Source organism: Chungangia koreensis (assembly GCF_042651785.1).
GTDB classification, from domain to species: Bacteria; Bacillota; Bacilli; order Bacillales_A; family Planococcaceae; genus Chungangia; species Chungangia koreensis.
On the sequence record NZ_JBHSEC010000022.1, the window covers coordinates 146153 to 169262 of the forward strand.

Sequence of the window (23110 nt, forward strand, 5' to 3'; positions counted from 1 at the left end):
TCATATGGATCCATACGGAAATAACAACTTGAGTCCTTTAGATAAGAAAAAGATGGAGGAAGCCGTCCATAAGGTTGAAGAAGCTGTGGAAGAGGCGGAGGAAGTAGTGGAACAGGTAGAGGATAGACTTTCTACTGAAGCCGAAGCATCCAACGTACAGGAAACGTGGGTAGATCATTTATCCGATCTTCGGAAACAATTGATTAAAAGTGCTTTCATTTTCCTGTTCTTCCTCATTGTCGTTTTTTCAACCATTAATGTATGGTTCCCTTATGTAACGAGAGGTCACGAACTAATTATATTAGGACCGTTAGAAGTGATTAAGTTTTATACATCGATCTCTGTCACCTTATCTCTTGGATTATCCTTACCGTTCATTTGTCATTTTCTATGGCAATTTGCAAAGCCGGGCTTGCTCGAAAAGGAGCAGAAATTCATTGGTCTCTTTTCACCAGTGATGCTAATTCTATTTTTGGTAGGTTTGTCCTTTGGATATTTCGTGGTGAATCCAATGAGTTATCAGTTCCTTGTCGGACTCGGTGAGATGAATTTTGATGTGATGGTATCTGCGGGAGAGTACGTCCATTTCCTCATTATGACGACTGTGCCAATTGGATTGCTTTTTGAACTGCCGATTGTGGCACTCTTCTTATCGTCAATCGGTCTACTTACGGCCGAAACGATGAAAAAAGTAAGGAAGTGGTCGTATATTTCAATGGCAGTCGTTTCAGCAGTGATTACACCGCCTGATTTTATAAGTCAGTTGTTAGTCTTATTCCCGATGATCATTTTGTATGAGGCCAGTGTATTTATTGTCCGGAAGACAGAAGTCAGAAGGGAAGCGCTGGCACATCAGTAAACAAAGAATCCGCGTAGCAGCGGATTCTTTTGTTTTTATAAGAATAACACCATATGGTGCTCGTCAACATATAAATCGCCAATTTTGAGAGCGTGCTTTTCTGTACCAAATACGCTGAATCCTAATTTCCGATATAGGTTATTAGCAGAATCATTTGACGTTACTACCGATAAATTGAGTTGTTCCAAGCCTTCAAGAGAGCGAGCCTGTTGTATTGCCGCTTCCATCAGAGAAGTTCCGATTCCTTTACCGCCATACTGGTGTTGAACATACATCGCATAGATGTTTCCGCGGTGCTGCATCTTTTGGGCCGATTCCCTCAATAATGTCACCATGCCAATCAATGATTTCCCATCAAAGGCACCAAATGTGAAGTTATCTGGGTTGGCAAGATTTCGTTTAACACCTTCTACAGGTTTTTCCCTACGGATGGCTTCTTCATAACTCGAGCCAAAAGCCTCAGGATGATTTTTAAGTGCTTCTAATCTTAAATCCCAATAGGAAGCGGCATCACTTTCATGTAGTAACCTGATTTCCATAACTGCACCTTCTTTCATTCCCCCCATTTTACAAAAAAATAGAAGAGATATACATATGTTTTTTCAATTCTCTCATTTCGTTTATAATAGTGACTCAAAGGGGGGGGACATTATGGAAGGTACATTGATTAAACCTGAAGATACGTGGCTCTTATGGGCTTTTCTTGCAGGTTGGGCCGCTGTCAGTATTTACTTGGAGCAGAAATACGACTGGGCCAATAAGGTATCCGGTGCGATTATCGCATTAGTAGGGGCTTTAGTGTTAGCAAATTTGAACGTCATCCCAACGGCCGCTCCTGCTTACGATGTTGTGTGGGGGTACGTGATTCCACTTGCGATACCACTTCTTTTATTCCAAGCCAACCTAAGGAAGGTGTGGAATGAGAGCGGACGACTACTAATATTGTTTCTGATTAGTTCAGTAGGGACGGTTATAGGTGTCATGATCAGCTTTTTTGCACTTTATAAATTTGTCCCGGAATTGGACAAGATCAGTGCCTTAATGACGGGTTCTTATATCGGAGGAAGTGTCAATTTCGCAGCGATGGCGGGAAAATTTGAACCGTCGGAAGCGATGGTGTCTTCAGCAATCGTCGCAGATAATTTTATGATGGCCTTATACTTCTTTGTTCTTATCGCAATTCCAGGTATTCCGCTCATGCGAAGATTGTTTAAAGCACCGATTGTTGAACGGATTGAAAAGGAACCGGTTAGAAATGATGAGACGCTTGCTGCTTCATATTGGAAGCGGAAAGAAATATCGTTGAAGGACATAGCACTGTCTATCGGAAGTGCATTCGTCATCGTGGGCGTAGCATTTAAAGTTGCTGAACTGTTTGGTGCATATTTGCCAGAAGGCGGAGCTTTTTGGTCAATAATTAGGGGGATATTGGGAGATAAATACTTGATGCTAACTACGATTACTGTATTGGCGGTCACCTTATTCTCCAAATTCTTCGATCGGTTAAACGGGGCACAGGAGATCGGCACGTATTTGATTTACATCTTCTTTGTTGTTATCGGTACGCCGGCATCCATCCCGTTGTTAATTAAAAATGCTCCACTTCTACTAGTGTTCGTATTCATCATTGTTCTGGTCAACATGATTATTACGTTCGGCGTGGGTAAGCTATTTAAATTCACGATGGAAGAAATGATTGTAGCGAGTAACGCAAATGTCGGAGGGCCGACAACAGCTGCCGCAATGGCTATTGCAAAAGGCTGGAAGGAACTGATAGTTCCGGCAATGTTAGTCGGTACGATGGGCTATATCATTGGAAACTACATTGGAAGTGCAGTCGGGTATTATCTATCAAATCTTATGTAACAGGGAAACCGTGTCTCTTATGGGATACGGTTTTTTTATTGAAATGAAACTATTTGAAAAATTCAAACGTATACTTTTCTAAGGGGGGATGAAATATGTTAAGTAAATCCTTAGTAGAAGAAGTCATCACCGCTGCCTTATCGACAGGCGGTGACTTTGCAGAAGTATTTGTAGAAGACAAAGTGAACAACACGATCGGAATGCAACGTGGAAAAGTGGAAAGCAGCATTTCAGGCAGGGATTTCGGAGTCGGAATCCGTGTGTTCAAGGGATTACAAAGTGTATATGCCTACACGACCGACTTTACGAAGGATGGCCTGATCAAGGCAGCGAAGAATGCAGCCCATGCCATCAACGGAAGCGAACGCTTCATGCCAGCAATTCTTGCAGAGCAAACAGTCAACCCACTACATAAGATTGCCATAGCGCCGAAGACTGTTGAGAATATGAGAAAGGTTGACGTGATGAAGAAAGCGCATGAAATTGCGCAAAACTATCACAAAAGCATTCAAGAAGTTGGGGTCCGGTATTACGACGAGGAACAGCATGTTCTAATTGCAAATTCCGAGGGGAAATTTGTGGAGGATACACGGGTTAGAAGCCGACTTATGATTCAAGCGATTGCAGGGGAAGGGAATCAGATGCAGACAGGATTCTACGGCCCTGGTGCGTATAGCGGCTTTGAATTCATGGAGAATATGAACTTGGAGCATTATGCAAGTGAAGCTGCTCGGATTGCCGTGACGATGCTCCATGCAGATGAATGCCCGAGCGGGAAATTCCCAGTTATTATAGATAACGAATTTGGTGGGGTTATTTTCCACGAAGCCTGCGGCCATGGATTAGAAGCTACATCAGTTGCAAAGAATGCATCCGTATTTGCAAACCGTATTGGAGAACGGGTGGCACCGGACATCGTTACGTATATCGATGATGGGACCATTCCGAATGAATGGGGTTCATTGAACATCGATGATGAGGGAGAAGAGACCCGTAAGAATGTCTTAATCGAAAATGGAATATTAAAAGGTTATTTAATCGATAAGTTCAATGCACGACGGATGGGAATGCCATCAACAGGTTCCGGCAGAAGACAGTCGTATAAATTCGATCCTACTTCCCGGATGACAAACACATACATTGCGCCAGGAAAGTCGACTCGTGAGGAAATCATCGCTTCAACAGAACATGGCATATTTGCGAGATACATGGGTGGGGGTCAGGTAAATCCTGCTACAGGTGACTATAATTTTGCCGTCATGGAAGCCTATTTAGTGAAGAACGGAAAGATCGATCGACCGGTCCGCGGAGCAACTTTAATCGGGAACGGTGCGAAGACACTTCAGCTTGTCGACATGGTTGGAGACAATCTGGGCCACGGAGCAGGTATGTGCGGTTCGGTCAGTGGCAGCATTCCGGTCAATGTCGGCCAGCCGACAATCCGTGTGAGTGAAATTACCGTTGGCGGAACGAAGGGGGAATAGGCGATGAGCATCCTAAACTATCAAGAAAAGTTATTGGCTCAAGGGAAAGAATATGGTTTTGAAGCGATGGAAGTGTATTACGAGAAAACGTCAAGCTTCGGATGTGGAGTCTTTAACGGAGAGTTAGAACATTACGAGACGGCAGAAGCTGGCGGCCTTTCATTCCGCGGGCTGATTGACGGAAAGATGGGTTATGCCTACACCGAGAAGATTGACGAGGATTCCATTCAATTCCTACTCGAACGTGCCAAAAATAATGCAGGTGTCCTCGAGTCAGATGAAATGGACGAAATCTTTGAAGGCAGTCCAGCCTATCAAAACGAAGATTGGTTTTCCGAATCGCTCAGCAAAGTGACGATTCCAGAGAAAATCTCCCTCATGCTTGAAATCGAAAAGAAAATCTCGGAATATAACCCGAAGATCAAACTCGTCAATGGAAGACTGAAAGATATGGCTGGGGAAAAGGCTATTGCGAATAGTAAGGGATTAGCGCTTCATGAACGTCAAAACTATATCTATTTATACTTTACGGTCGTAGTCGAGGATGGCAGTGAAAAGAAATCAGCTAACACTTTCAAGATTACACGGGACTTTTCAAAGTGGAATACGGATGAAATCGCGAAAGAAGCCGCTGAAGAAGTGTTGAAGAGTTTAAACGAGAAGTCAGTTGCTAATAAAAAATACCCGGTTCTATTCCGCCGTGATGCGGCTGCGGCTTTTATTGCGACGTTCAACTCCATCTTTTCGGCGGAAGAGGCTCAATTCGGACAGTCATTGCTTGCAGGAAAATCAGGAGAGAAAATTGCAGCGGATACAGTGACCTTCATCGATGATCCGTTTCATCCATTAGGTCTTTCGAATCGAAACTTTGACTCGGAAGGAGTCGCTTCACAAGAACTGACAGTAGTGGAAAACGGCGTTTTGAAAACATTGCTCCATAATCGTAAAACCGCGAAAAAAGACGGTGTTGAAACGACCGGTCATGCCTACAAATCGTACAAAGGCACACTGTCTGTTGCACCATCAAACTTCTATGTAAAACCGGGAGTTAAAGAATATGAACAGTTAATCTCCGGACTGCAGGAAGGAATCCTGATAACTGAATTATCCGGACTACATTCTGGTGCGAATCCTGTCAGTGGGGACTTTTCTGTTGCTGCGCGTGGCTATTACGTGAAAGATGGGAAAATAGAAGCACCAACAACACTCATGACGATTGCAGGCAACTTCTTCACAGTATTGAATGATGTCGTAGAGGCAGGTTCAGATTTGGAATTTGGTCCGAGTGGCGTCGGTTCACCTTCTTTACTGGTGAAAGGACTTTCCGTAACTATGGAATAGAAGTATTGTATGCGATGTTAAAAGGCCATCGATTTTTATTAAAAATTTGATGGCCTTTGATATTCAGCTAAGAGGTATTATTTGTGCACCAACACAGTGAAAGGGGGTCATGGAATGGTTAAATGGAATTCATATTTTATGCTACTACTCGTGACGGTACTTGGAACAATCCCCTTCACCCTTATAAGTATGACTGAATATTTCTGGTCAGCTCCCTCGACAATTAAAGAGGGGATCAATGCAATTGTTTACATGATGCTTTGGCTGTGTTGCAGTATCCTGATGGGATACAAACAAAATAAAAAGTTTTACATATTTTCATTTGTCTATTTTTCATTCGTAAAAGTGAGCAGCCTTATCGCGTACATTTCATTTTTTTATGTCCCCATCGTTGTGTTTCTGGCCGGACCATTTAATGGTTTAGAGTTCTTTATTAAGCGACTTGAATTTGTATATAGTAGGTCCGCTTATAAATCTACTACTGATTTCTTTAGGTTACTACATGGGCACCTATCTTAGAGCGAAGAAGAAATCGTTTAACCGGCATGGCCTATCAGGAAAGGAATAGAAATTTAAAGGGAGGAGAAATCAAATGATATTGATTTCAATTATTTTTTACATTGTCGGTTTATTTATTTTGTACTTGGTCATCTATTCCGCAGTGAAGGATGGGATTGATAAATCTGAAGTCGGTCAGTTATTAAGAATGAAGTACGGAGAGCACAAAAAAGTCACTCCCGTATCAGATGAAGAAATTGAAAAGGAATTAGAAGAGCAATTTAAGAACGATGAGAATTGACTCTGTTAGGTAAGAGCATGTTTCTCTTAGTGCCACTACAATTTCTGTCACCGCTCCAAATTGTAATAATGATTATTGAAAAAATATTTTACTTATTGAACAAAAACGGAGGTGAGACAATGCCATCTTTTAAAATTCCTAATCCATTTACTATGTATGAAACGTGCACTTTTTATTCAACCACATCCTGATGATAATGATATTTCAGCAGGAGGAACTGTTGCCAAGCTCGTAAACTCTGGTACAGAGGTTCATTATTTGACCATCACGGATGATTAGGACAGATCCCTTACTTTTTTCATTTACGTGGTAGTGCACAATTTAATGGATATTTCGTTTGCTGAAGTTTCCGCCTCGGACTTCTGAGACTTCATAAACAGTTACAAATGCTTTTGGATCGATTTCCAGAATGATTTCTTTCATTTTGCTATCTTCCAGACGGTTGATAATACATTTAATTTCCCTAAATTCTTCATTGGAATAAGCGCCTTGAACAACATTGAAAGTAGCACCGCGTCCTAAACGGTCACGGATTGTTTCGACCATATCTTCAGGCTGGCTCGTAATAATTCTATACTCTTTGGAACCGCTCAGACCCTCTTCAACAATGTGAATGACTTTAGTGGCAATGTAGTAAGCGATTGCGGATAAGAAAGCTCCTTGAAGGCCAAAAACGGTTGATACAATTGCAAATACAAAGACGTTTAAGAATAAGATTAAGTCACTTGTACCAAAAGGTATCTTTCGTGAAAGCAGAACAGCTAACATGTCAATTCCGTCAAGTGCACCCCCGTTACGTAGTGCCAAACCCATACCGAAACCAAGGATAATACCACCTACTACTGTCACTAGTAGAGTATCCCCATGGATAATCGTTGGTACGTGGTGCATCAGGCTTGTACTGACAGCAAGCGTTGCAATCCCTAATACTGAATAGAGGGCGAAGCTTTTACCAATTTGTTTATAACCTAAAAAGACAAAAGGTATATTTAAAATTGCGATGAGAAGACCTAATGGAAATCCGAATAATTGTGATCCGACGATACTTAGGCCAGTCACGCCTCCATCTGAAACTTGATTGGGAATCAGGATTGCTTCTAATCCGTAAGCGGCGATCACGGCACCAAGCATGATCAAGGCACCCCGTGCAAACCATTTCCATAATGGCGTTTTCTGTGGTGTTTTAGGCATATATTGTTCCTTTTTTTTATTTGTTTTTTATATTTATTTTACACTTATATTCTTCTCTCTGTCAGTTCATGCCCTTCAAACTCATTTTAATAATAGGACATTAATCGAAAAAGGAAGCGCCACCTGCTATAATGAGGCAATCATAAGAAGACGAAAAGGGGCAGCAAGATGAAAGCATTCACTTCCTACAACTTAAGCGAGGAAATTCAGCGGGCACTGGACGCTTTAGGATATGAGCAACCAACAGAAGTTCAAAGAGAGGTAATACCACCCGCACTCCAAAAGCGGGACATTACGGCCAAAGCCCGAACTGGCAGTGGGAAAACAGGAGCCTATGCCATACCAATCTGTGAAGTAGTGGACTGGGAAGAAAACAGACCTCAGGCGCTCGTGCTTACGCCCACACGTGAGCTTGCTGCTCAAGTAAAGGAAGACTTTACGAATATCGGACGGTTTAAACGTATAAAAGCGGCTGCAGTATATGGGAAACAACCATTTAAGCACCAAGCAACTGAACTGAAACAGAAAACGCATGTCGTCATCGGTACACCTGGTCGTGTACTCGATCATATTGAAAAGGGCACCCTTCATTTAGATAAACTCCATACTTTAGTCATTGACGAGGCTGATGAGATGCTGAATATGGGATTCATCGATCAGGTGGAAGCTATTATTACCCATTTGCCGAATGAGCGGACGACGATGCTCTTTTCTGCTACGATGCCGAAAGACGTGGAAAAGCTTTGCCATCGTTATATGAAAGACCCGGTTGATATTCAGATTGAAACGCCAGAAACGGATGAGCCGCACATTGAGCACGGTGCCATCGTAGTGAAGGATGAAGAGAAACTGAAATTATTGAAGGATTTTGCCACTGTAGAAAATCCGGATAGCTGTATTATTTTCTGCCGGACAAAGGAGCGGGTGGATACACTTGTGGATCAACTCGATTCGGAAGGCTGGTCATGCGATAAGCTCCATGGAGGCATGTATCAAGATGACCGTTTCGAAGTGATGGATGATTTCCGAAGAGGAGATTTCCGTTATTTGATTGCGACCGATGTAGCAGCCCGGGGAATTGATATCGAGAAAATTTCACTTGTCATAAATTATGACGTCCCGCTTGAAAAAGAAGCCTATGTGCACCGGACGGGCCGGACGGGCAGAGCAGGGGAAAAAGGGAAGGCCATTACATTTGTAACCCCGTATGAAGATAAATTCTTAAAAGAAATTGAAGAATTCGTCAGCTTTACCATTCCGGAAATCGCTTGGCCTTCAAAAGAAGACGTAGAAAAGAAGGAACCGGCTTTCATGGAGAAAATGATAGCAGAACCTGAACTGAAGAAAGATAAAGGTGCATCATTGAATAAAGACATCACCAAGTTATACTTCAATGGTGGTAAGAAGAAAAAAATCAGAGCTGTCGATTTCGTTGGCACGATCGCTAAAATAGAGGGAGTCTCTGCGGATGATATTGGAATCATCACGATTGAAGAAAATGTATCGTACGTAGAAATCCTAAACGGCAAAGGGCCTCTCGTTCTGAAAACAATGAAAAACACGACCATCAAAGGAAAACAACTGAAGGTCTATATAGCAAAGAAATAAAGGAAACCCCTCCAATCATGTAATTGGAGGGGTTCATACTTTATCGCTGATCATTTAGCTTCTTTCGTTGACGGTTTATTTGGAGAATGCCTATGACAACGACAATCCATAAGGCTGGATTATCTAAGCTAATGCCAACTTGTGATGATCCACCTATCAGTGTGAAAATACTCAGAAGCAGCAAAGAATAGACTAACACCACGACATGCCGAATAAGCAGTTGTTTCGCGCTTTCTTCATACCTCCGATTTACGAAGAAACTAATGATTAAAATGGCCGCTAATGCGAAAAACATCCAAGGCTTAGGTAGATAAAAAATAGAATATAAAGCAGGGAAATAGTCATAAGCCAGCAATATAGTTATGACTAATAGAGTAGCAATCTCGTAAAGTGCATTTATTTTCTTCATCTTCCACCTCTTCTTTTATAGATTTACGGATAATGGTCACATTTGGTTTCATCTACAATTTGACTCTATGAACAAAGAAAAGCACTGCCAATTAGCAGTGCTCAAGTTACAAATCAGTTATAAGGTACAAAATAGAACCGTCCTATTGCAACAAACAGTGCACATAGCAAGAGAATGATAGTCATCGGAATGCTTGAGTATTCCTTCCGCTGAAAATGGAAACCGGCGGCCAGCAACATAATGATTGCCAAGCCCAGTGCTGAAAGCGGCATGAGAATCTGTGGAATTCTTAATATTACTGGAAGGATGAGGCCAGCTGCACCAAAAACCTCAGCCCATCCGATAAATTTCACAAAGCCTTTCGGATATTCTTTAATCCACGGCATACTGAATTTCGCTTTTTCATATTGAAAAGCTTTTGTCCGTCCCGCCATATAGAATATTAGACACAAAATAATTTGTATTGCCCAAAGCGCAATATTCAATAACCTCTCCCCCTCAAAAACTTCTTAGTTGAAGATATTTGAACGAACGCTCAATTAGAAGTGGGAAGAGATTTTGAACAAGTCACTTATTTAGCTCACGTCGAATAACTGGAGCCACCTTGGTCGCTAACAATTCAATGCTTTTGGCGACCCGGTTGAATGGAATGCCGCCAATATCCACTTGAGCCATGAAACGATTATGTCCAAACAACTCATGTTGTCTTAAAATCTTTTCGATAATTTGTTCTGGGCTTCCTACGAATAGGGCCGTTTCCGGGCTTGCCATCAGTTCAAAATCTTCACGGGCCATTTGAGATTTCATGCCACGTTGGGCATTTACATAATGCCAGTAAGACGAATAATAAGGGAAGAATTCATCTTTCGCTTGTTCATACGTATCAGAAATGAATGTGTGACCATTGACTGATACGCGTTGGCTTTCTTCCGTAAAGCCATACTCTATTGACGTTTGTCGATAAAGATCCACTAACGGTTTAAAGCGTTCTGGTGGCCCTCCTAAAATGGCAAGAGCAAGACCGGCACCAAACTTTCCTGCACGTGCTGCACTTGAAGGTGTTCCACCGACACCGACCCAAACCGGTATCTCTTCCTGGATAGGGCGGGGAGCGATCATCGCATTCTGGAGAGGGCTTCTGAACTTACCATTCCATGTGACGATTTCATTTTTATTTAACTCCATTAATAATCCTAAATTCTCTTCGAACAGTTCATCGTAATCATCTAAGTCGTAACCGAATAATGGGAATGACTCGATAAATGCTCCACGACCAGCCATAATCTCTGCACGGCCATCAGATAGGATATCCAATGTGGAAAAGTCTTCGAATAACCTTACAGGATCAAGTGTACTGAGGACAGAGGTCGTACTAGCCAATCGGATATTTTTCGTTGCCGCAGCAACACCCGCTAACACGACAGCAGGGGAAGAGACGGAATAATCGAGTCGATGATGTTCACCTACTCCGAATACATCAAGCCCCACCTCTTCTGCTAACTTTGCGGTCTCTACGACTTCCTTAAGCCGCTGCTGTGGTGAAATGGATTTGCCGGTGACTGGATCAGGACCTACATCCCCTAATGTATAAATTCCAATTTCAAAATTATGTGAGTCCATGCTGTATTCCTCCAATAGTTACTTAACGTAACTAAATATATATTGATAACTTTAGTGAGTCAAGTGGAATTGTTTTCATCTTAAGAAATTCTTCAGAATCATCCTTACTATTCCTTAAGATTTGTCGGATAGACTGAAGATAATTAGAAAGGAGCATGTGTTCATGATTCAGATTCAAGACTTACATCATACGTTTTTAATCGGTAAAAGAGGAAAGGAACGGCCGATTCCTGTGCTGAAAGGTGTTTCTCTCGAAGTAGGAAAAGGGGAAATCGTTGCGATTGTCGGGAAAAGCGGTTCGGGAAAATCGACATTACTACATGTTATGGCAGGATTCATGTCCCCGGATTCGGGATCTGTCCGTGTAGCAGGGAAGGAAACGGCAGGGTTAAACGAAACTGAGCATGCCGAATTCCGCCTGGACCATTTCGGATTCATCTTTCAAAACTTTCAATTGATGCCGGGTCTTACTGCATTCGAAAATGTGGAGCTTCCTTTAAAACTGAAAGGCGTTCCATCTACACAACGATATTTAAAGGTAACGGAGCTATTAAAAAAAGTCGGGCTAATCGATTATTCTGACCACTATCCAAATGAATTATCCGGCGGCCAACAGCAACGTGTCAGTATTGCGCGTGCGCTGGTGACGGATCCTCCAGTCATATTGGCTGATGAACCGACAGGAAGCCTTGATTCAGAAACAGAACAAGATATTTTAATGTTAATCCAATCGCTTAATCAGTCACTTGGATTGACGTTCGTCATCATTACCCATGACGAGGAAGTAGCAAATATCGCCCATCGGAAATATCGGCTGCATGACGGTGAATTGGTGACAGGAGGTGTTGGACATGCCGTTTAAAGATCAAGTGGATTACATAAGACAACATATGAAGAAAAATAGATTACGTGTATTTATGACAATTCTTGCTGCTACGATGGGCTGTGCATTCCTTATTGTTTTAGCTTCTGTCGGTTTTGGTCTTCATAAAACGATTAAAGAAGAAATGTTATCTGGTCAAATCCTTACACAAATTGAAATGTGGGGGAAGGAAGATGGCAATATAACAGCCGAAGATGTAGAGGCAATAAAAAAGAAAGCGGATGTCAAGGCGGTCGTTACCCGGAAATATGTCGACGGAAACCCTATTTTCCATTTAGAGGATTACTCCGGATACGGTGAGATGCTTTTGACTGATACGGAACAGGAAGCAAGAGCAGGACTTGAATTGGCTGAAGGGAAAATGCCAGAAAAATCGAATGAAGTAGTTGTAGGCTATCATTTTGCAAAGAACCTCTTGAACAAGGAGGAACAGGCGAAAAGGGATAACGGCGAAGAAGTTGAGTTCAAGGGATATTCGGACGACATTATTGGAAAGAAGATTGAGGTCGAGCTCAGGCCATTTGAACCAGAGGATGCCCCATCGAAAACATGGGAGTTTGTTATAACTGGTATTATAAAAGAGCCTGCTAAGGATTGGATGACAGATACACGTATGCTCGTCAGTGATACTTGGCAATCCGAAATCAGTACTTTTTTATCCCCTGAGGGAGAAGAGGCGACAGGCTATTCTTCAGTAAACGTTTATGCAAATGACATCGAAAATGTAAAGGCGATTTCGGATCAATTAAAAGCAGAAGGTTTTTATGTTTATTCAATTACCGAAGAAATGGAAACTATGAACTTATTCTTTACCGTATTGAAAGCGGGGCTTTTATTCGTCGGGACAATTGCCGTTCTCATCGCCTCTATTGGCATTTTTAACACGATGACGATGGCGGTGACGGAGCGTACGAGGGAAATCGGCATTATGAAGGCGGTTGGAGCAAAACCGAAGTTGATCCAAAAACTGTTCCTGATGGAAAGTGCCTGGATCGGTGTCCTTGGAACCGTTTTGGCAATTGGTATATCATACGGATTAAGTTTTCTCGTCAACTGGCTCATCCCGGAAATCGTCATGGGAATACTCGCAGAGGAAGGGATGGAAGAGATCAACGTGACTATTTCACTGATCCCTTGGCAGCTTGTTCTCATCGCATCAGCTATCAGCATCGGTGTCGCGATGATTTCCGGCTGGCGCCCTGCAAGGAAAGCTACAAAAATTGATGTAATTCGTGCCTTAAGGCAAGAACTTTAAGAGAAAAAAAGCGATCCCGTTTAGGGGTCGTTCTTTTTATTTGCGGATAGCTGGAAAATTCCTTATGTTAATATAGTGAGGAAAGGATGAGGCCAATCGATGTACTTACTCAAATATGCGGTTCCCATCGCTATTATCGTATTCGTCATTTCTAATATGTACTTAGCCAATAGTCAGCCGGATGTATCAGCGGATAACAGACTATATCTATCCATTGGAGCGGCAATCCTTAGTGGTTCCATTTCATTAGTATTATTCCGCAAAGAACCGGATGAACAACCAGATCCACATAAGAAAGGTGATAACTAATATGAAAATTGCAGCAATCGTCGGAAGTATCCGAAAGGAATCCCTTAACAAACAGTTAGCATTGACTATTAAAGATCGTTATACAGAACAATTTGAACTCGAGATTTTAGATATTGCATCCTTGCCATTTTATAACCAAGATGAAGAGAACAATCCTCCGCAAGTAGTCGTTGACTTCAAGAAGAAGGTTAGTGAGGCTGATGCTGTCCTGATCTTCACCCCGGAATTCAACTGGTCATTCCCGGGCGTCTTAAAGAATGCACTTGACTGGCTATCTCGTGTCGACTTTGTCCTACGAGGAAAAGCCGTCCACATCGCTGGGGTATCTGGAGGTCCTTTGGGCACAATTCGTGCGCAGCTACAGCTCCGTCAAGTACTGACTGGGATGCGTGCTAACATGATGCACCCTGCGGGAAATGAAATCCTCATCGGTTCTGCCGGTCAAAAGTTCTCTGATGGCCGCCTTACAGATGAAGCAACGTTGACATTCTTGGATGGAGTTATGGAGAAATTCATCGCCCACGTGCAAACTTCAAAATAATGTCACAAAGTCCGAGTGATTAATCGATCACTCGGACTTTTTTTGTGAGATGAGGGTAATCCATCGGCTATAATGGTAAGAGACGAGGAGTGAAGAGAATGGGAATATTTACAACATATAAGTACAGCCTTTCATTGCCGAAACGGAAGTCTGTACTAGCGTTGAACAAGACTAAGCAAAAAGACTTTTTCCTATATATATTATTCCTGTTGCTTCTCTTCCTCATACCGAACGGAATTAGGCTATTACAGGAATTCATCAATGAGGATAGCCGGGGGGCGGCAGTAATGGCCGTGCTGTTCCTCTATCCTTTCATGTCGATCTTTGCGGGACTTGCGGGTATATCAGCAATTGCCGGCTTAGGGGTGCTCATTAACGACATTGCTAAACGTCACGTACGCTATATGTTGTTGTGGCGGATGGCTGTCTTTGCCATGACAATTCCGCTAACCGTCTTTACGTTACTCGATTTACTTGGGCTATCACATTGGGTAGTGACAGTTTTACTGTTCGGATATTTCTTTTTCATTTATACGAAAATGATTTTAGGATATCCAAGGAAACGGACATAGGAGAAATCCTTTGTCCGTTTTTTCATTTTCCAAGTACAGACAAAAAAATAGATAGTAAATTTTCCTCATGATATATTTATAAGTATTGGAAAATGAAATCAAACAGTAATCGTTATAGATAGGAGTTTTGACAATGAACGAAGACACGAAAGTATATGATGTTACCATTATCGGCGGTGGTCCAGCTGGAATGTTCACAGCTTTTTACGGAGGCATGCGTCAGCTTGAAGTGAAGCTAATCGAAAGTCTCTCCCAGTTAGGCGGACAATTGGCAGCGCTCTACCCTGAGAAGTACATCTATGATGTGGCAGGTTTTCCGAAAGTACGCGCACAGGAGCTTGTCAACAACCTGAAAGAGCAAATGTCAGCTTTTGACCAAGCAATCGTTACAGGTCAAAGCGTTGAATCCATCGAAAAGCTGGAAGACGGATCATTTAAATTAACGACAAATAAAGAAGTTCACTATTCTAAAACGATCATCATCACAGCGGGACTTGGGGCATTCCAACCGCGTCCATTGGAAGTGGAAGGCGCAGACCAATACGAAGGTAAGAACCTTCACTACTTCATCGGAAACTTGAATGAATTTGCTGACAAGAATGTTGTCGTATTCGGTGGAGGAGACTCCGCTGTTGACTGGTCGCTCATGTTAGAGCCGATAGCGAAGAAAGTGACGATCGTTCACCGCCGGGAACAATTCCGTGCGCATGAGCATAGTGTAGAGAACTTGTTCAACTCCAGTATCGAGGTTAAAACTCCGTATATGCCAGATGAACTGATCGGAGATGACAATGGTATTAAGCAAGTGGTCATCCGAAATGCGGAAGGTGAAAAAGAAACATTGGATGTAGATGACATCATCGTCAACTATGGTTTCAAGTCCTCATTAGGACCAATCAAAGAATGGGGCTTGGAAATCGAAAAGAACTCCATCATCGTCAACTCCAAAATGGAAACTAATATTGAAGGAATCTATGCTGTTGGTGACGTGACAACGTATGACGGCAAAGTGAAACTCATTGCTACAGGCTTCGGTGAAGCACCAGTTGCCATTAGCGCAGCCCGCTTGTACATTGACCCGACAGCGAAAAAACACGTACCGCACAGCACAGATCTATTCAACCGGAAATAAACTATCAGTAAACTGTTGAGTATTTTCGAAGTATAAAGAGTACTTCCGAAACAGTAAAAAAGAAGAGGAGGTACAAAATTTGAACCAGCCAGTTGATCATTCGATGAAATTCAAAGAACTAATGGGGAATTATCCGACGGGTGTCACAATTGTGACGGCTGTTGATGATGCCGGTTCACCGGTCGGATTAACTGTCAATTCCTTCGCTTCCGTTTCAATCGATCCGATGCTTGTCCTCTGGTCTATTGATGACCGTGCTTCCACGTTCCCAGTGTTCATGAATGCAGATAAATTTAACGTCAATATTCTTGCAGCGGATCAAGCTGATTTAGTCAAGGTGTTTACGACGAAAGGGATTAACCGTTTTGACCATTGCGAATGGGAAATGTCCGACCATGGTCTTCCAGTTTTGGCAAATACAGCCGGCTCATTCCAATGTAAAGTCCACCAGCGGGTAAAAGCCGGAGATCATGTTACGATGATCGGGGAAGTGTTAGAGATTCATAGTAACCAAAAACCGCCGTTACTTTACCATAAACGTAATGTCGGTCCGATTCCGGAAGAATTTTATAAGTGATATGAAGACCGCCCGATTCGCTCGGGCGGTTTTTTCTTATGGAAAAGCCGATATCAACGATTATCCGGTTTTATCAACGATTCTTAGTAGGATATCAACGATTCTAAGGATATATCAACGATTTTGTACAGGATATCAACGATTATTCAGATATATCAACGATTCTATGTTTTTTGAATTAAAAATTCCATTTCAATGAGGCAACGGTCTTTATCTATTGGTACAATTTTCATTAGATATTCAAAAAGGGTGGATAGATATGGAATACAAACTGTACACAGAAATTCCGGAGTCAAAAATCATGGATGGCATATTGAAAATCCATCAAGAAATTTTTGAAGATACTACACTTCCCGAAAAGGCAGAATCCAAAGAGAAAATCTTGTTTTTTGTTGCGGTAGAAGATGGAAGGGTTGCAGGTTATAAGATTGGTTATGAAGTAACTGACGACCATTTTTACAGCTGGTATGGTGCAGTGAATCCTGAAGATCGAGGAAAAGGAATTGCGACGGAGCTGATGAAGCGCCAACACACATATTTGAAAGACATTGGCTACAAAATAGTTTCAACGAAGACGAGAAATAAATGGCGGGAAATGCTCATTTTGAATATTAAGCATGGATTCGATGTGATGGAAACATTCGTGGATGGGGATGGAATCCACCGGATTGTGCTTGAAAAGCAGTTGTGAAGATTTATGTTTTGGGTTCGGTAGGAAGTGGGAAAACGACGCTTGCCCGTCAGCTGTCTGCTAAATTAGGAATCCCGCATTATGAAACAGATAACTTTGTCTGGTCACGCCATCCGGAAGGGGATATCCGTAATTCTATTGAAGTCCGGGACAGCCTTTTCCTGCAAGCTATACATTCCTCCAGCTGGATTATTGAAGGCGTACATATTGATTGGAATGAAGAAGGTTTCAAACAAGCAGATATTATTGTATTTCTGGATCTGCCACTACATATTCGGAGGAGGCAGTTCATACTCCGCTATTTCCGCCAAATCACTGGACGAGAACAGGCGAATTACCGGCCAAGCTTTGCAATGCTTAAGAAGATGTTTGTTTGGAATCGCTACTTTGAAGAAACGATGAGGCCGATGTTACTGGGGATGTTGACGCCATACAAGGAAAAAGTAATTAGAATCACGAATAAAGCGGACCTTCAATCGTATATAGGTGGAAAAGTAAACGATTGAAAAGGATGTTGAGGATGAAAAATTTTACGGGTCTATACATAACATTAGTTTTCGTTCAATTCATCACATAACTGAATATCATGGTTTTTGATAGTAAATGGAAGGCGTAGTGCGGAGCATTCAAAATATCCCCATTTGTCAAATGTCTTAAGCTGGCTATGATTTGGCCCGCTCATCATTGAAGGAACGAAATCCTGCTATACAAATAGAAACTGATGAAATGAGGAAAGCCGATGCTCATTAATCCTTCCACCTATACAGGCTGGATTGCGCCACATTCAATCGAATGGTACGCCCAGTTGGGAAAACAAGTAGGTCGTTACAGGTATCCATGGAAATCAACAGTGGATGAACCGAACGGTGAAACCGTTTTTACAGAAGAAGTGTCAAAAACGGTTCCCGGACTCAATGTATTGGATGTCGGCTGCGGAGATGGCGGTTTTGCACTAAGCTGGAGCTCTATCGTCAACCAAATTGTCGGCTTTGATATCACAGAGGACTTCTTGCCAAAAGAGGGAGTGCCGCCGAATGTGAAATTTGTATCCGGGAATTTGAAAGTTGGCATGCCGTTTGATGAGGACTCATTTGACTGTGCTTATAATCGCAAGGGGCCGACCTCCGCTTATCACGACCTTCTTAGGGTCGTCAGGGGAGGGGGGCAAGTAATCGGACTCCATCCGGGTGATGACATCAGCAAAGAATTGTCTGAATGGTATCCGGATTTTTTTGACCCAATTCCGACAGCCACACCAATTCTTCAAATCTTACAGGACCGATTAAGCTCTTACCGTCATGCTGACATCCGTCTAATCAGCTCGACAGAATATTTGCAGTCGCCAGTAGATGTAATCTTGATGAGGACGTTTGGCCAGAAGGCTGCGATTTTTGAAGAATGTCTAAAGTCTTTGAAAGAGATCACCCAAATCTTTGAGAGGCACGCTACAGACAAAGGATTGCCGATCACCTACTCTCGTTATTTAGTTAAGGCCATTGTTTAGTTAGTCGTTCAACAAAATTGAGTTCATATAATTCACATAACTGTTAAGAATCTTTCTTAAACAGAGCGTTATACTAAAGACAAAAAGAAATGGAGACAACATTGAAAACAATAAAACAACCACTTACAGACTTGGAAATTGCGAACCGTGCAGAACTGCGTCCTATTGTAGATATAGCCGAAAAAGCTGGAATTCCGGAAGAAGCAGTTGAGCAGTACGGAAGATATAAAGCAAAAATCGATGTAAAAAAATTACCTAAAACCACTAAAAACGGGAAGGTAGTTCTTGTGACCGCTATTAGTCCGACACCTGCCGGTGAAGGGAAATCCACTGTGACTGTCGGTCTTGCGGATGCCCTTTCCCAATTAGGAAATCAGACAATGGTCGCTTTGCGTGAACCGTCACTCGGTCCAGTCATGGGAATGAAAGGCGGAGCGGCGGGAGGCGGTTATTCACAAGTTGTCCCGATGGAAGAGATTAATCTTCATTTCACAGGCGATCTACATGCCATTACGACTGCAAATAATGCCCTGAGCGCTTTGATCGACAATCACATCCATAGAGGAAATAGCTTAAATATCGATCCGAGACGAATCACCTGGAAACGTGTTTTGGATATGAATGACCGTGCTCTTCGCCATATAACAGTCGGCCTTGGCGGTCCAGCGAACGGTGTACCTCGTGAAGATGGATTTGATATTACAGTAGCTTCCGAGATCATGGCGATTCTATGTTTGGCGAAAGACATCGACGACCTTCGGACCCGGCTTAGTAATATTGTCATCGGCTACACATATGACAAAGAACCCGTCTATGTAAAGGATTTAGACGTTCAAGGAGCCCTTACGTTATTACTAAAAGATGCCTTGAAACCGAATATAGTACAGACTATCGGAGGGACGCCCGCAATGATTCATGGCGGACCTTTCGCTAACATTGCCCACGGTTGTAATTCGTTAATGGCGACTCTGACAGCCAAAAAGCTATCCGATATTGTCGTCACCGAAGCTGGTTTTGGTTCGGATTTAGGAGCCGAGAAATTCATGAATATCAAATCGCGACAAGGCGGATTCCAACCGGATGCAGTCGTCATCGTTGCGACAGTACGTGCACTGAAAATGCACGGAGGTGTTCCGAAGGACAAGTTGAAGGCTGAAAACGTACAAGCAATAGTAGCCGGTCTTCCAAATATGAAAAAACATATCGAGACGATCCGTGAATTTGGAATTGAACCGGTGATCGCATTGAACCGTTTCACAGCTGACACTGAAAATGAATTAAATGCAGTAATGGGATGGTGCCATGACAACGGAGTGAAAGCCGCAATCACAGAAGTATGGGAACATGGCGGTACAGGCGGCCTTGAGCTTGGTAAAGCTGTAATGCAACAACTTGACCAGCATGTCGACTTCCAATTCCTTTATGACGTTGAAGATGCATTTGAAGACAAAGTGCGAAAAATTGTTCAAAAAGTCTATGGAGGACAGGATATTCATTTCACGGATCAGGCACTCAAACAACTGGTTGATATTAAAAGAAATGGCTGGGACGTTCTGCCGGTCTGTATGGCCAAAACCCAATATTCCTTCTCGGATGATCCAAAATTGCTGGGTCGGCCGGAAGGCTTTACGATTACAGTACGTGAACTGATTCCTAAATTAGGTGCTGGTTTCATCGTTTGTTTGACAGGTGACATCATGACGATGCCAGGATTGCCGAAAGTGCCTGCAGCTATGAATATGGATGTAGATCATGAAGGCAATGCGGTCGGACTCATGTAAATATAAAGGCCATTGGTGAATTAGAAAAGTAAAGGCTTGATTAGGATTGACACTTTTCAACCTAAAAGGCTATAATCCAATCAATAATGAATGAAACAAGGAAGAGGACTAGTAAAAATGGTTTGTGTTCGCAGAGAGGGAGCTGCTTGGTGAAAGGCTCCTGTCCACAATGTTTTGAACCTGCCTCTGAGTTCGGTATGGAAACATACTCGCGGCGACAGCCGTTAACATGTTCGAGTGTGAAGCTTTGCTTCAAATGAGGGTGGTACCGCCATGTCATGGTCCCTTATTTGGAGTAGGGCTTTTTGTGTTAAAAAGGCTGATTGTTTTGTATGGAATTTAGTGAGCAGAAGGCGGCGACTCCAGCGGGAACAGCAAGCAAACCGAGACCCTGCACGAGCGTTTTAGGAAGGCGTCCTAAGGTCGCCACGTCCTGTGGCAACGGACGCATGACCAACTTCGTGTTGGCCCGAAAGCGTCCGCCTGGAAGCGAACGGGAAAATTTATAAGAGAAAAAGGAGTGGCTAAAATGGCAAAGGAATTTGTTAAAGACGTAACATCCATGGATGAAGATTTTGCACAGTGGTATACCGACGTTGTATTGAAAGCTGAACTTGTCGACTACTCAAGCGTACGTGGATCGATGATCATCCGCCCGTACGGATATGCACTTTGGGAAAATATCCAAAAAGCATTAGATGGGGAAATCAAGAGAACAGGACACGAGAATGTCTATATGCCGCTCTTCATACCAGAATCGTTGCTCCAGAAAGAGAAGGATCATGTAGAAGGTTTTGCCCCTGAAGTGGCATGGGTTACGCAAGGAGGCGACGAGAAATTAGCAGAACGCCTTGTTGTCCGTCCGACTTCTGAGGTTTTATTTGCGGAGCATTACAAGAACATCATCCATTCATACCGAGACCTGCCGAAGCTGTATAACCAGTGGGCAAACGTCGTCCGGTGGGAAAAAACAACTCGTCCATTCTTGCGAACAACTGAATTCCTATGGCAGGAAGGCCATACAGCCCATGCTACGGACGAGGACGCAATGGAAGAAACGCTTCGCATGTTGAATGTGTATGCTTACATTTGCGAGGAGTTCCTTGCGATTCCAGTCGTAAAAGGCCAAAAGACGGAAAAAGAAAAGTTTTCAGGTGCGAAGGCGACATTTACAATTGAGACATTAATGCATGACGGAAAAGCACTTCAATCCGGTACATCTCATCACTTCGGAGATGGATTTGCTCGTGCATTCGGCATTCAATACTCTGACAAGAATGGTGAACTTCAATATGTGCACCAAACATCTTGGGGCTTCACAACTCGGATTATCGGCGCCATCATCATGGTTCACGGTGATGACCGCGGTTTGGTGATTCCGCCACGGATTGCACCAACTCAAGTCATGATGGTCCCGATCGCGCAGCATAAAGAAGGCGTATTAGATTATGCGTATGATCTGAAGGAACGCTTATCATCCGTTGCTCGTGTTGGAATCGACGCAAGCGACAAAAAACCGGGCTGGAAATTTAACGAGTATGAAATGAAGGGGGTTCCTCTTCGTCTTGAAGTAGGTCCAAAGGATATCGAGAATGGTCAAGTCATCTTGGCCCGACGAGATACCGGTGAAAAGGTAACGGTTCCAGTGGATGAGCTTGAAACACGGATCCCTGAACTACTTGAAGAAATCCAATCCAACTTGTTCAATAAAGCTCTTAACCACCGTGAGGAAAAGACTTCTGTTGCACGAAATTTAGAGGAATTCGGTGAGAAGTTAGAATCGAATCCAGGCTTCATTAAAGCGATGTGGTGTGAGGACCAAGCGTGTGAAGATAAGATTAAAGAAGAGTTCAGTGCCACTTCCCGGTGTATTCCATTTGAACAGGAAAAAGTGGGAGATACATGTATTTGCTGTGGAAAACCTGCAGAGAAAATGGTTTATTGGGCAAAAGCTTACTAAGAAACAGACCCGAGCCTTTAAAGGTTCGGGTTTTTTGCAGTTTCTACTTGAAATGAAATAAATTCGGAGTATAATACGGAATGAACGTTCATTCCGTTTTTGATGGAGGGTATTGAATGGCTGTAAATAATAAACAAGAAGACATTTTAAATGCAGCACTCAAGATGTTTGCACTTCGTGGCTATGATGGTACAACGATTCCGATGATTGCGGATGAAGCGAATGTTGGTGCCGGTACGATTTACCGGTATTTTGAGAATAAGCAAACGCTCGTCAATTCATTGTTTCAAAACAGTGTTCGAACTTTTTCCGATGCATTGCGATCGGATTTCCCGGTAGAAGGCGATATGCGCCAAAAATTCGCCCATATATTCCGAAGAATGGGGGAGTTCGCCGAACAGTATACTGAAACCCTTTTATTCATCGATGCAACAGCAGGTTCATATTATTTAGATGAAAAAAGCAATGAGATGTTCCAAGAGTTCATGAGCTTTATAGAACATCAATTAGATATCGGGAAAAAAGAAGGCAAGATTCGGAATATGCCTTCCAAAGCGATGATTTCAATTGTGTATGGGGCATTTGTCCAGCTGTTTAAGGTGAAATGTAATGGCATGCTGGAAGCAACACCTGAGCTCATGAAAGCTGTTGAAGAAAGTTGTTGGGATGCTATTCGGATGCATTAATCCGAATACTTTGGAACGAGCGGAATGAATATTCATTCCGCA

At 42.7% G+C, this 23110-nt stretch carries 25 protein-coding genes and 1 other annotated feature; of the genes, 20 read left to right on the forward strand and 5 right to left on the reverse strand.

The window, feature by feature from the left end:
* The first annotated feature begins 4 nt into the window (after positions 1–4).
* Positions 5–859 carry a twin-arginine translocase subunit TatC gene (tatC, locus tag ACFOZY_RS15435; protein ID WP_378157109.1) on the forward strand — a complete coding sequence of 285 codons (855 nt, stop codon included), beginning with the start codon at positions 5–7 and terminating at the stop codon, positions 857–859.
* Between the two features lie 35 nt (positions 860–894).
* Here tatC and ACFOZY_RS15440 read toward each other — a convergent pair whose 3' ends face one another.
* Positions 895–1425, reverse strand: a complete 531-nt coding sequence (locus tag ACFOZY_RS15440; RefSeq protein WP_378157111.1) for a GNAT family N-acetyltransferase — start codon at positions 1423–1425, stop codon at positions 895–897.
* Positions 1426–1510: 85 nt separating this feature from the next.
* Here ACFOZY_RS15440 and ACFOZY_RS15445 point away from each other — a divergent pair, with 85 nt between their 5' ends.
* From ACFOZY_RS15445 to ACFOZY_RS15465, 5 genes are all read left to right on the forward strand, one after another.
* Positions 1511–2725 (forward strand): DUF819 family protein, encoded by a 1215-nt coding sequence (locus ACFOZY_RS15445; protein ID WP_378157113.1) that lies wholly within the window; start codon positions 1511–1513, stop codon positions 2723–2725.
* A gap of 95 nt (positions 2726–2820) precedes the next feature.
* Positions 2821–4209, forward strand: a complete 1389-nt coding sequence (locus ACFOZY_RS15450; protein ID WP_378157115.1) for a TldD/PmbA family protein — start codon at positions 2821–2823, stop codon at positions 4207–4209.
* Positions 4210–4212: 3 nt separating this feature from the next.
* A complete protein-coding gene (locus tag ACFOZY_RS15455; protein WP_378157117.1) occupies positions 4213–5550 on the forward strand; it encodes a TldD/PmbA family protein in 1338 nt (445 codons plus the stop codon).
* Positions 5551–6142: 592 nt separating this feature from the next.
* Complete coding sequence (locus tag ACFOZY_RS15460; protein ID WP_378157119.1) at positions 6143–6349, forward strand: hypothetical protein; 207 nt, start codon at positions 6143–6145, stop codon at positions 6347–6349.
* A gap of 156 nt (positions 6350–6505) precedes the next feature.
* Positions 6506–6628 (forward strand): PIG-L deacetylase family protein, encoded by a 123-nt coding sequence (locus tag ACFOZY_RS15465; RefSeq protein ID WP_378157122.1) that lies wholly within the window; start codon positions 6506–6508, stop codon positions 6626–6628.
* Positions 6629–6670: 42 nt separating this feature from the next.
* Here ACFOZY_RS15465 and ACFOZY_RS15470 read toward each other — a convergent pair whose 3' ends face one another.
* Positions 6671–7540, reverse strand: a complete 870-nt coding sequence (locus ACFOZY_RS15470) for a YitT family protein (protein ID WP_378157124.1) — start codon at positions 7538–7540, stop codon at positions 6671–6673.
* A gap of 168 nt (positions 7541–7708) precedes the next feature.
* Here ACFOZY_RS15470 and ACFOZY_RS15475 point away from each other — a divergent pair, with 168 nt between their 5' ends.
* Positions 7709–9148 (forward strand): DEAD/DEAH box helicase, encoded by a 1440-nt coding sequence (locus ACFOZY_RS15475; protein ID WP_378157126.1) that lies wholly within the window; start codon positions 7709–7711, stop codon positions 9146–9148.
* Between the two features lie 40 nt (positions 9149–9188).
* Here the strand turns inward: ACFOZY_RS15475 and ACFOZY_RS15480 are convergent, their stop codons facing one another.
* From ACFOZY_RS15480 to ACFOZY_RS15490, 3 genes are all read right to left on the reverse strand, one after another.
* On the reverse strand, positions 9189–9557 hold the full coding sequence (locus ACFOZY_RS15480) for a hypothetical protein (RefSeq protein WP_378157128.1): 369 nt from the start codon (positions 9555–9557) through the stop codon (positions 9189–9191).
* Positions 9558–9670: 113 nt separating this feature from the next.
* Complete coding sequence (locus tag ACFOZY_RS15485) at positions 9671–10042, reverse strand: DoxX family protein (protein WP_378157130.1); 372 nt, start codon at positions 10040–10042, stop codon at positions 9671–9673.
* A gap of 82 nt (positions 10043–10124) precedes the next feature.
* Entirely contained in the window at positions 10125–11177 is a 1053-nt protein-coding gene (locus tag ACFOZY_RS15490) for an LLM class flavin-dependent oxidoreductase (RefSeq protein WP_378157132.1), read from the reverse strand.
* Positions 11178–11340: 163 nt separating this feature from the next.
* Here ACFOZY_RS15490 and ACFOZY_RS15495 point away from each other — a divergent pair, with 163 nt between their 5' ends.
* From ACFOZY_RS15495 to ACFOZY_RS15555, 13 genes are all read left to right on the forward strand, one after another.
* Complete coding sequence (locus tag ACFOZY_RS15495) at positions 11341–12039, forward strand: ABC transporter ATP-binding protein (RefSeq protein ID WP_378157134.1); 699 nt, start codon at positions 11341–11343, stop codon at positions 12037–12039.
* On the forward strand, positions 12029–13315 hold the full coding sequence (locus ACFOZY_RS15500) for an ABC transporter permease (RefSeq protein WP_378157136.1): 1287 nt from the start codon (positions 12029–12031) through the stop codon (positions 13313–13315). Before ACFOZY_RS15495 ends, ACFOZY_RS15500 begins: the two co-directional genes overlap by 11 nt.
* A gap of 99 nt (positions 13316–13414) precedes the next feature.
* A complete protein-coding gene (locus ACFOZY_RS15505; RefSeq protein WP_378157138.1) occupies positions 13415–13624 on the forward strand; it encodes a hypothetical protein in 210 nt (69 codons plus the stop codon).
* A 1-nt stretch (position 13625) separates the two neighbouring features.
* The gene (locus ACFOZY_RS15510) at positions 13626–14165 is read left to right on the forward strand and encodes an NADPH-dependent FMN reductase (protein ID WP_378157140.1); all 540 of its coding nucleotides are present in this window, start codon (positions 13626–13628) and stop codon (positions 14163–14165) included.
* 98 nt (positions 14166–14263) lie between these two features.
* Positions 14264–14737 (forward strand): DUF1189 family protein, encoded by a 474-nt coding sequence (locus ACFOZY_RS15515; protein WP_378157142.1) that lies wholly within the window; start codon positions 14264–14266, stop codon positions 14735–14737.
* Between the two features lie 133 nt (positions 14738–14870).
* Complete coding sequence (locus ACFOZY_RS15520) at positions 14871–15869, forward strand: NAD(P)/FAD-dependent oxidoreductase (protein WP_378157144.1); 999 nt, start codon at positions 14871–14873, stop codon at positions 15867–15869.
* 79 nt (positions 15870–15948) lie between these two features.
* Positions 15949–16446: a flavin reductase family protein gene (locus tag ACFOZY_RS15525; RefSeq protein ID WP_378157146.1), complete on the forward strand. Its 498-nt coding sequence runs from the start codon at positions 15949–15951 to the stop codon at positions 16444–16446.
* Between the two features lie 259 nt (positions 16447–16705).
* Entirely contained in the window at positions 16706–17137 is a 432-nt protein-coding gene (locus tag ACFOZY_RS15530; protein WP_378157148.1) for a GNAT family N-acetyltransferase, read from the forward strand.
* Positions 17134–17643 carry a P-loop NTPase family protein gene (locus tag ACFOZY_RS15535; RefSeq protein ID WP_378157150.1) on the forward strand — a complete coding sequence of 170 codons (510 nt, stop codon included), beginning with the start codon at positions 17134–17136 and terminating at the stop codon, positions 17641–17643. The genes ACFOZY_RS15530 and ACFOZY_RS15535 overlap by 4 nt, the downstream gene beginning before the upstream one ends.
* 233 nt (positions 17644–17876) lie before the next feature.
* Positions 17877–18641, forward strand: coding sequence for a class I SAM-dependent methyltransferase (locus tag ACFOZY_RS15540; protein WP_378157152.1), 765 nt, complete (start codon positions 17877–17879; stop codon positions 18639–18641).
* 89 nt (positions 18642–18730) lie between these two features.
* Positions 18731–20422, forward strand: coding sequence for a formate--tetrahydrofolate ligase (locus ACFOZY_RS15545; protein ID WP_378157154.1), 1692 nt, complete (start codon positions 18731–18733; stop codon positions 20420–20422).
* Between the two features lie 89 nt (positions 20423–20511).
* Positions 20512–20712: a binding site (T-box leader), on the forward strand.
* Positions 20713–20951: 239 nt separating this feature from the next.
* Positions 20952–22382 (forward strand): proline--tRNA ligase, encoded by a 1431-nt coding sequence (proS, locus tag ACFOZY_RS15550; RefSeq protein ID WP_378157157.1) that lies wholly within the window; start codon positions 20952–20954, stop codon positions 22380–22382.
* 116 nt (positions 22383–22498) lie between these two features.
* Positions 22499–23068 carry a TetR/AcrR family transcriptional regulator gene (locus tag ACFOZY_RS15555; protein WP_378157159.1) on the forward strand — a complete coding sequence of 190 codons (570 nt, stop codon included), beginning with the start codon at positions 22499–22501 and terminating at the stop codon, positions 23066–23068.
* The last annotated feature ends 42 nt before the right edge of the window (positions 23069–23110 follow it).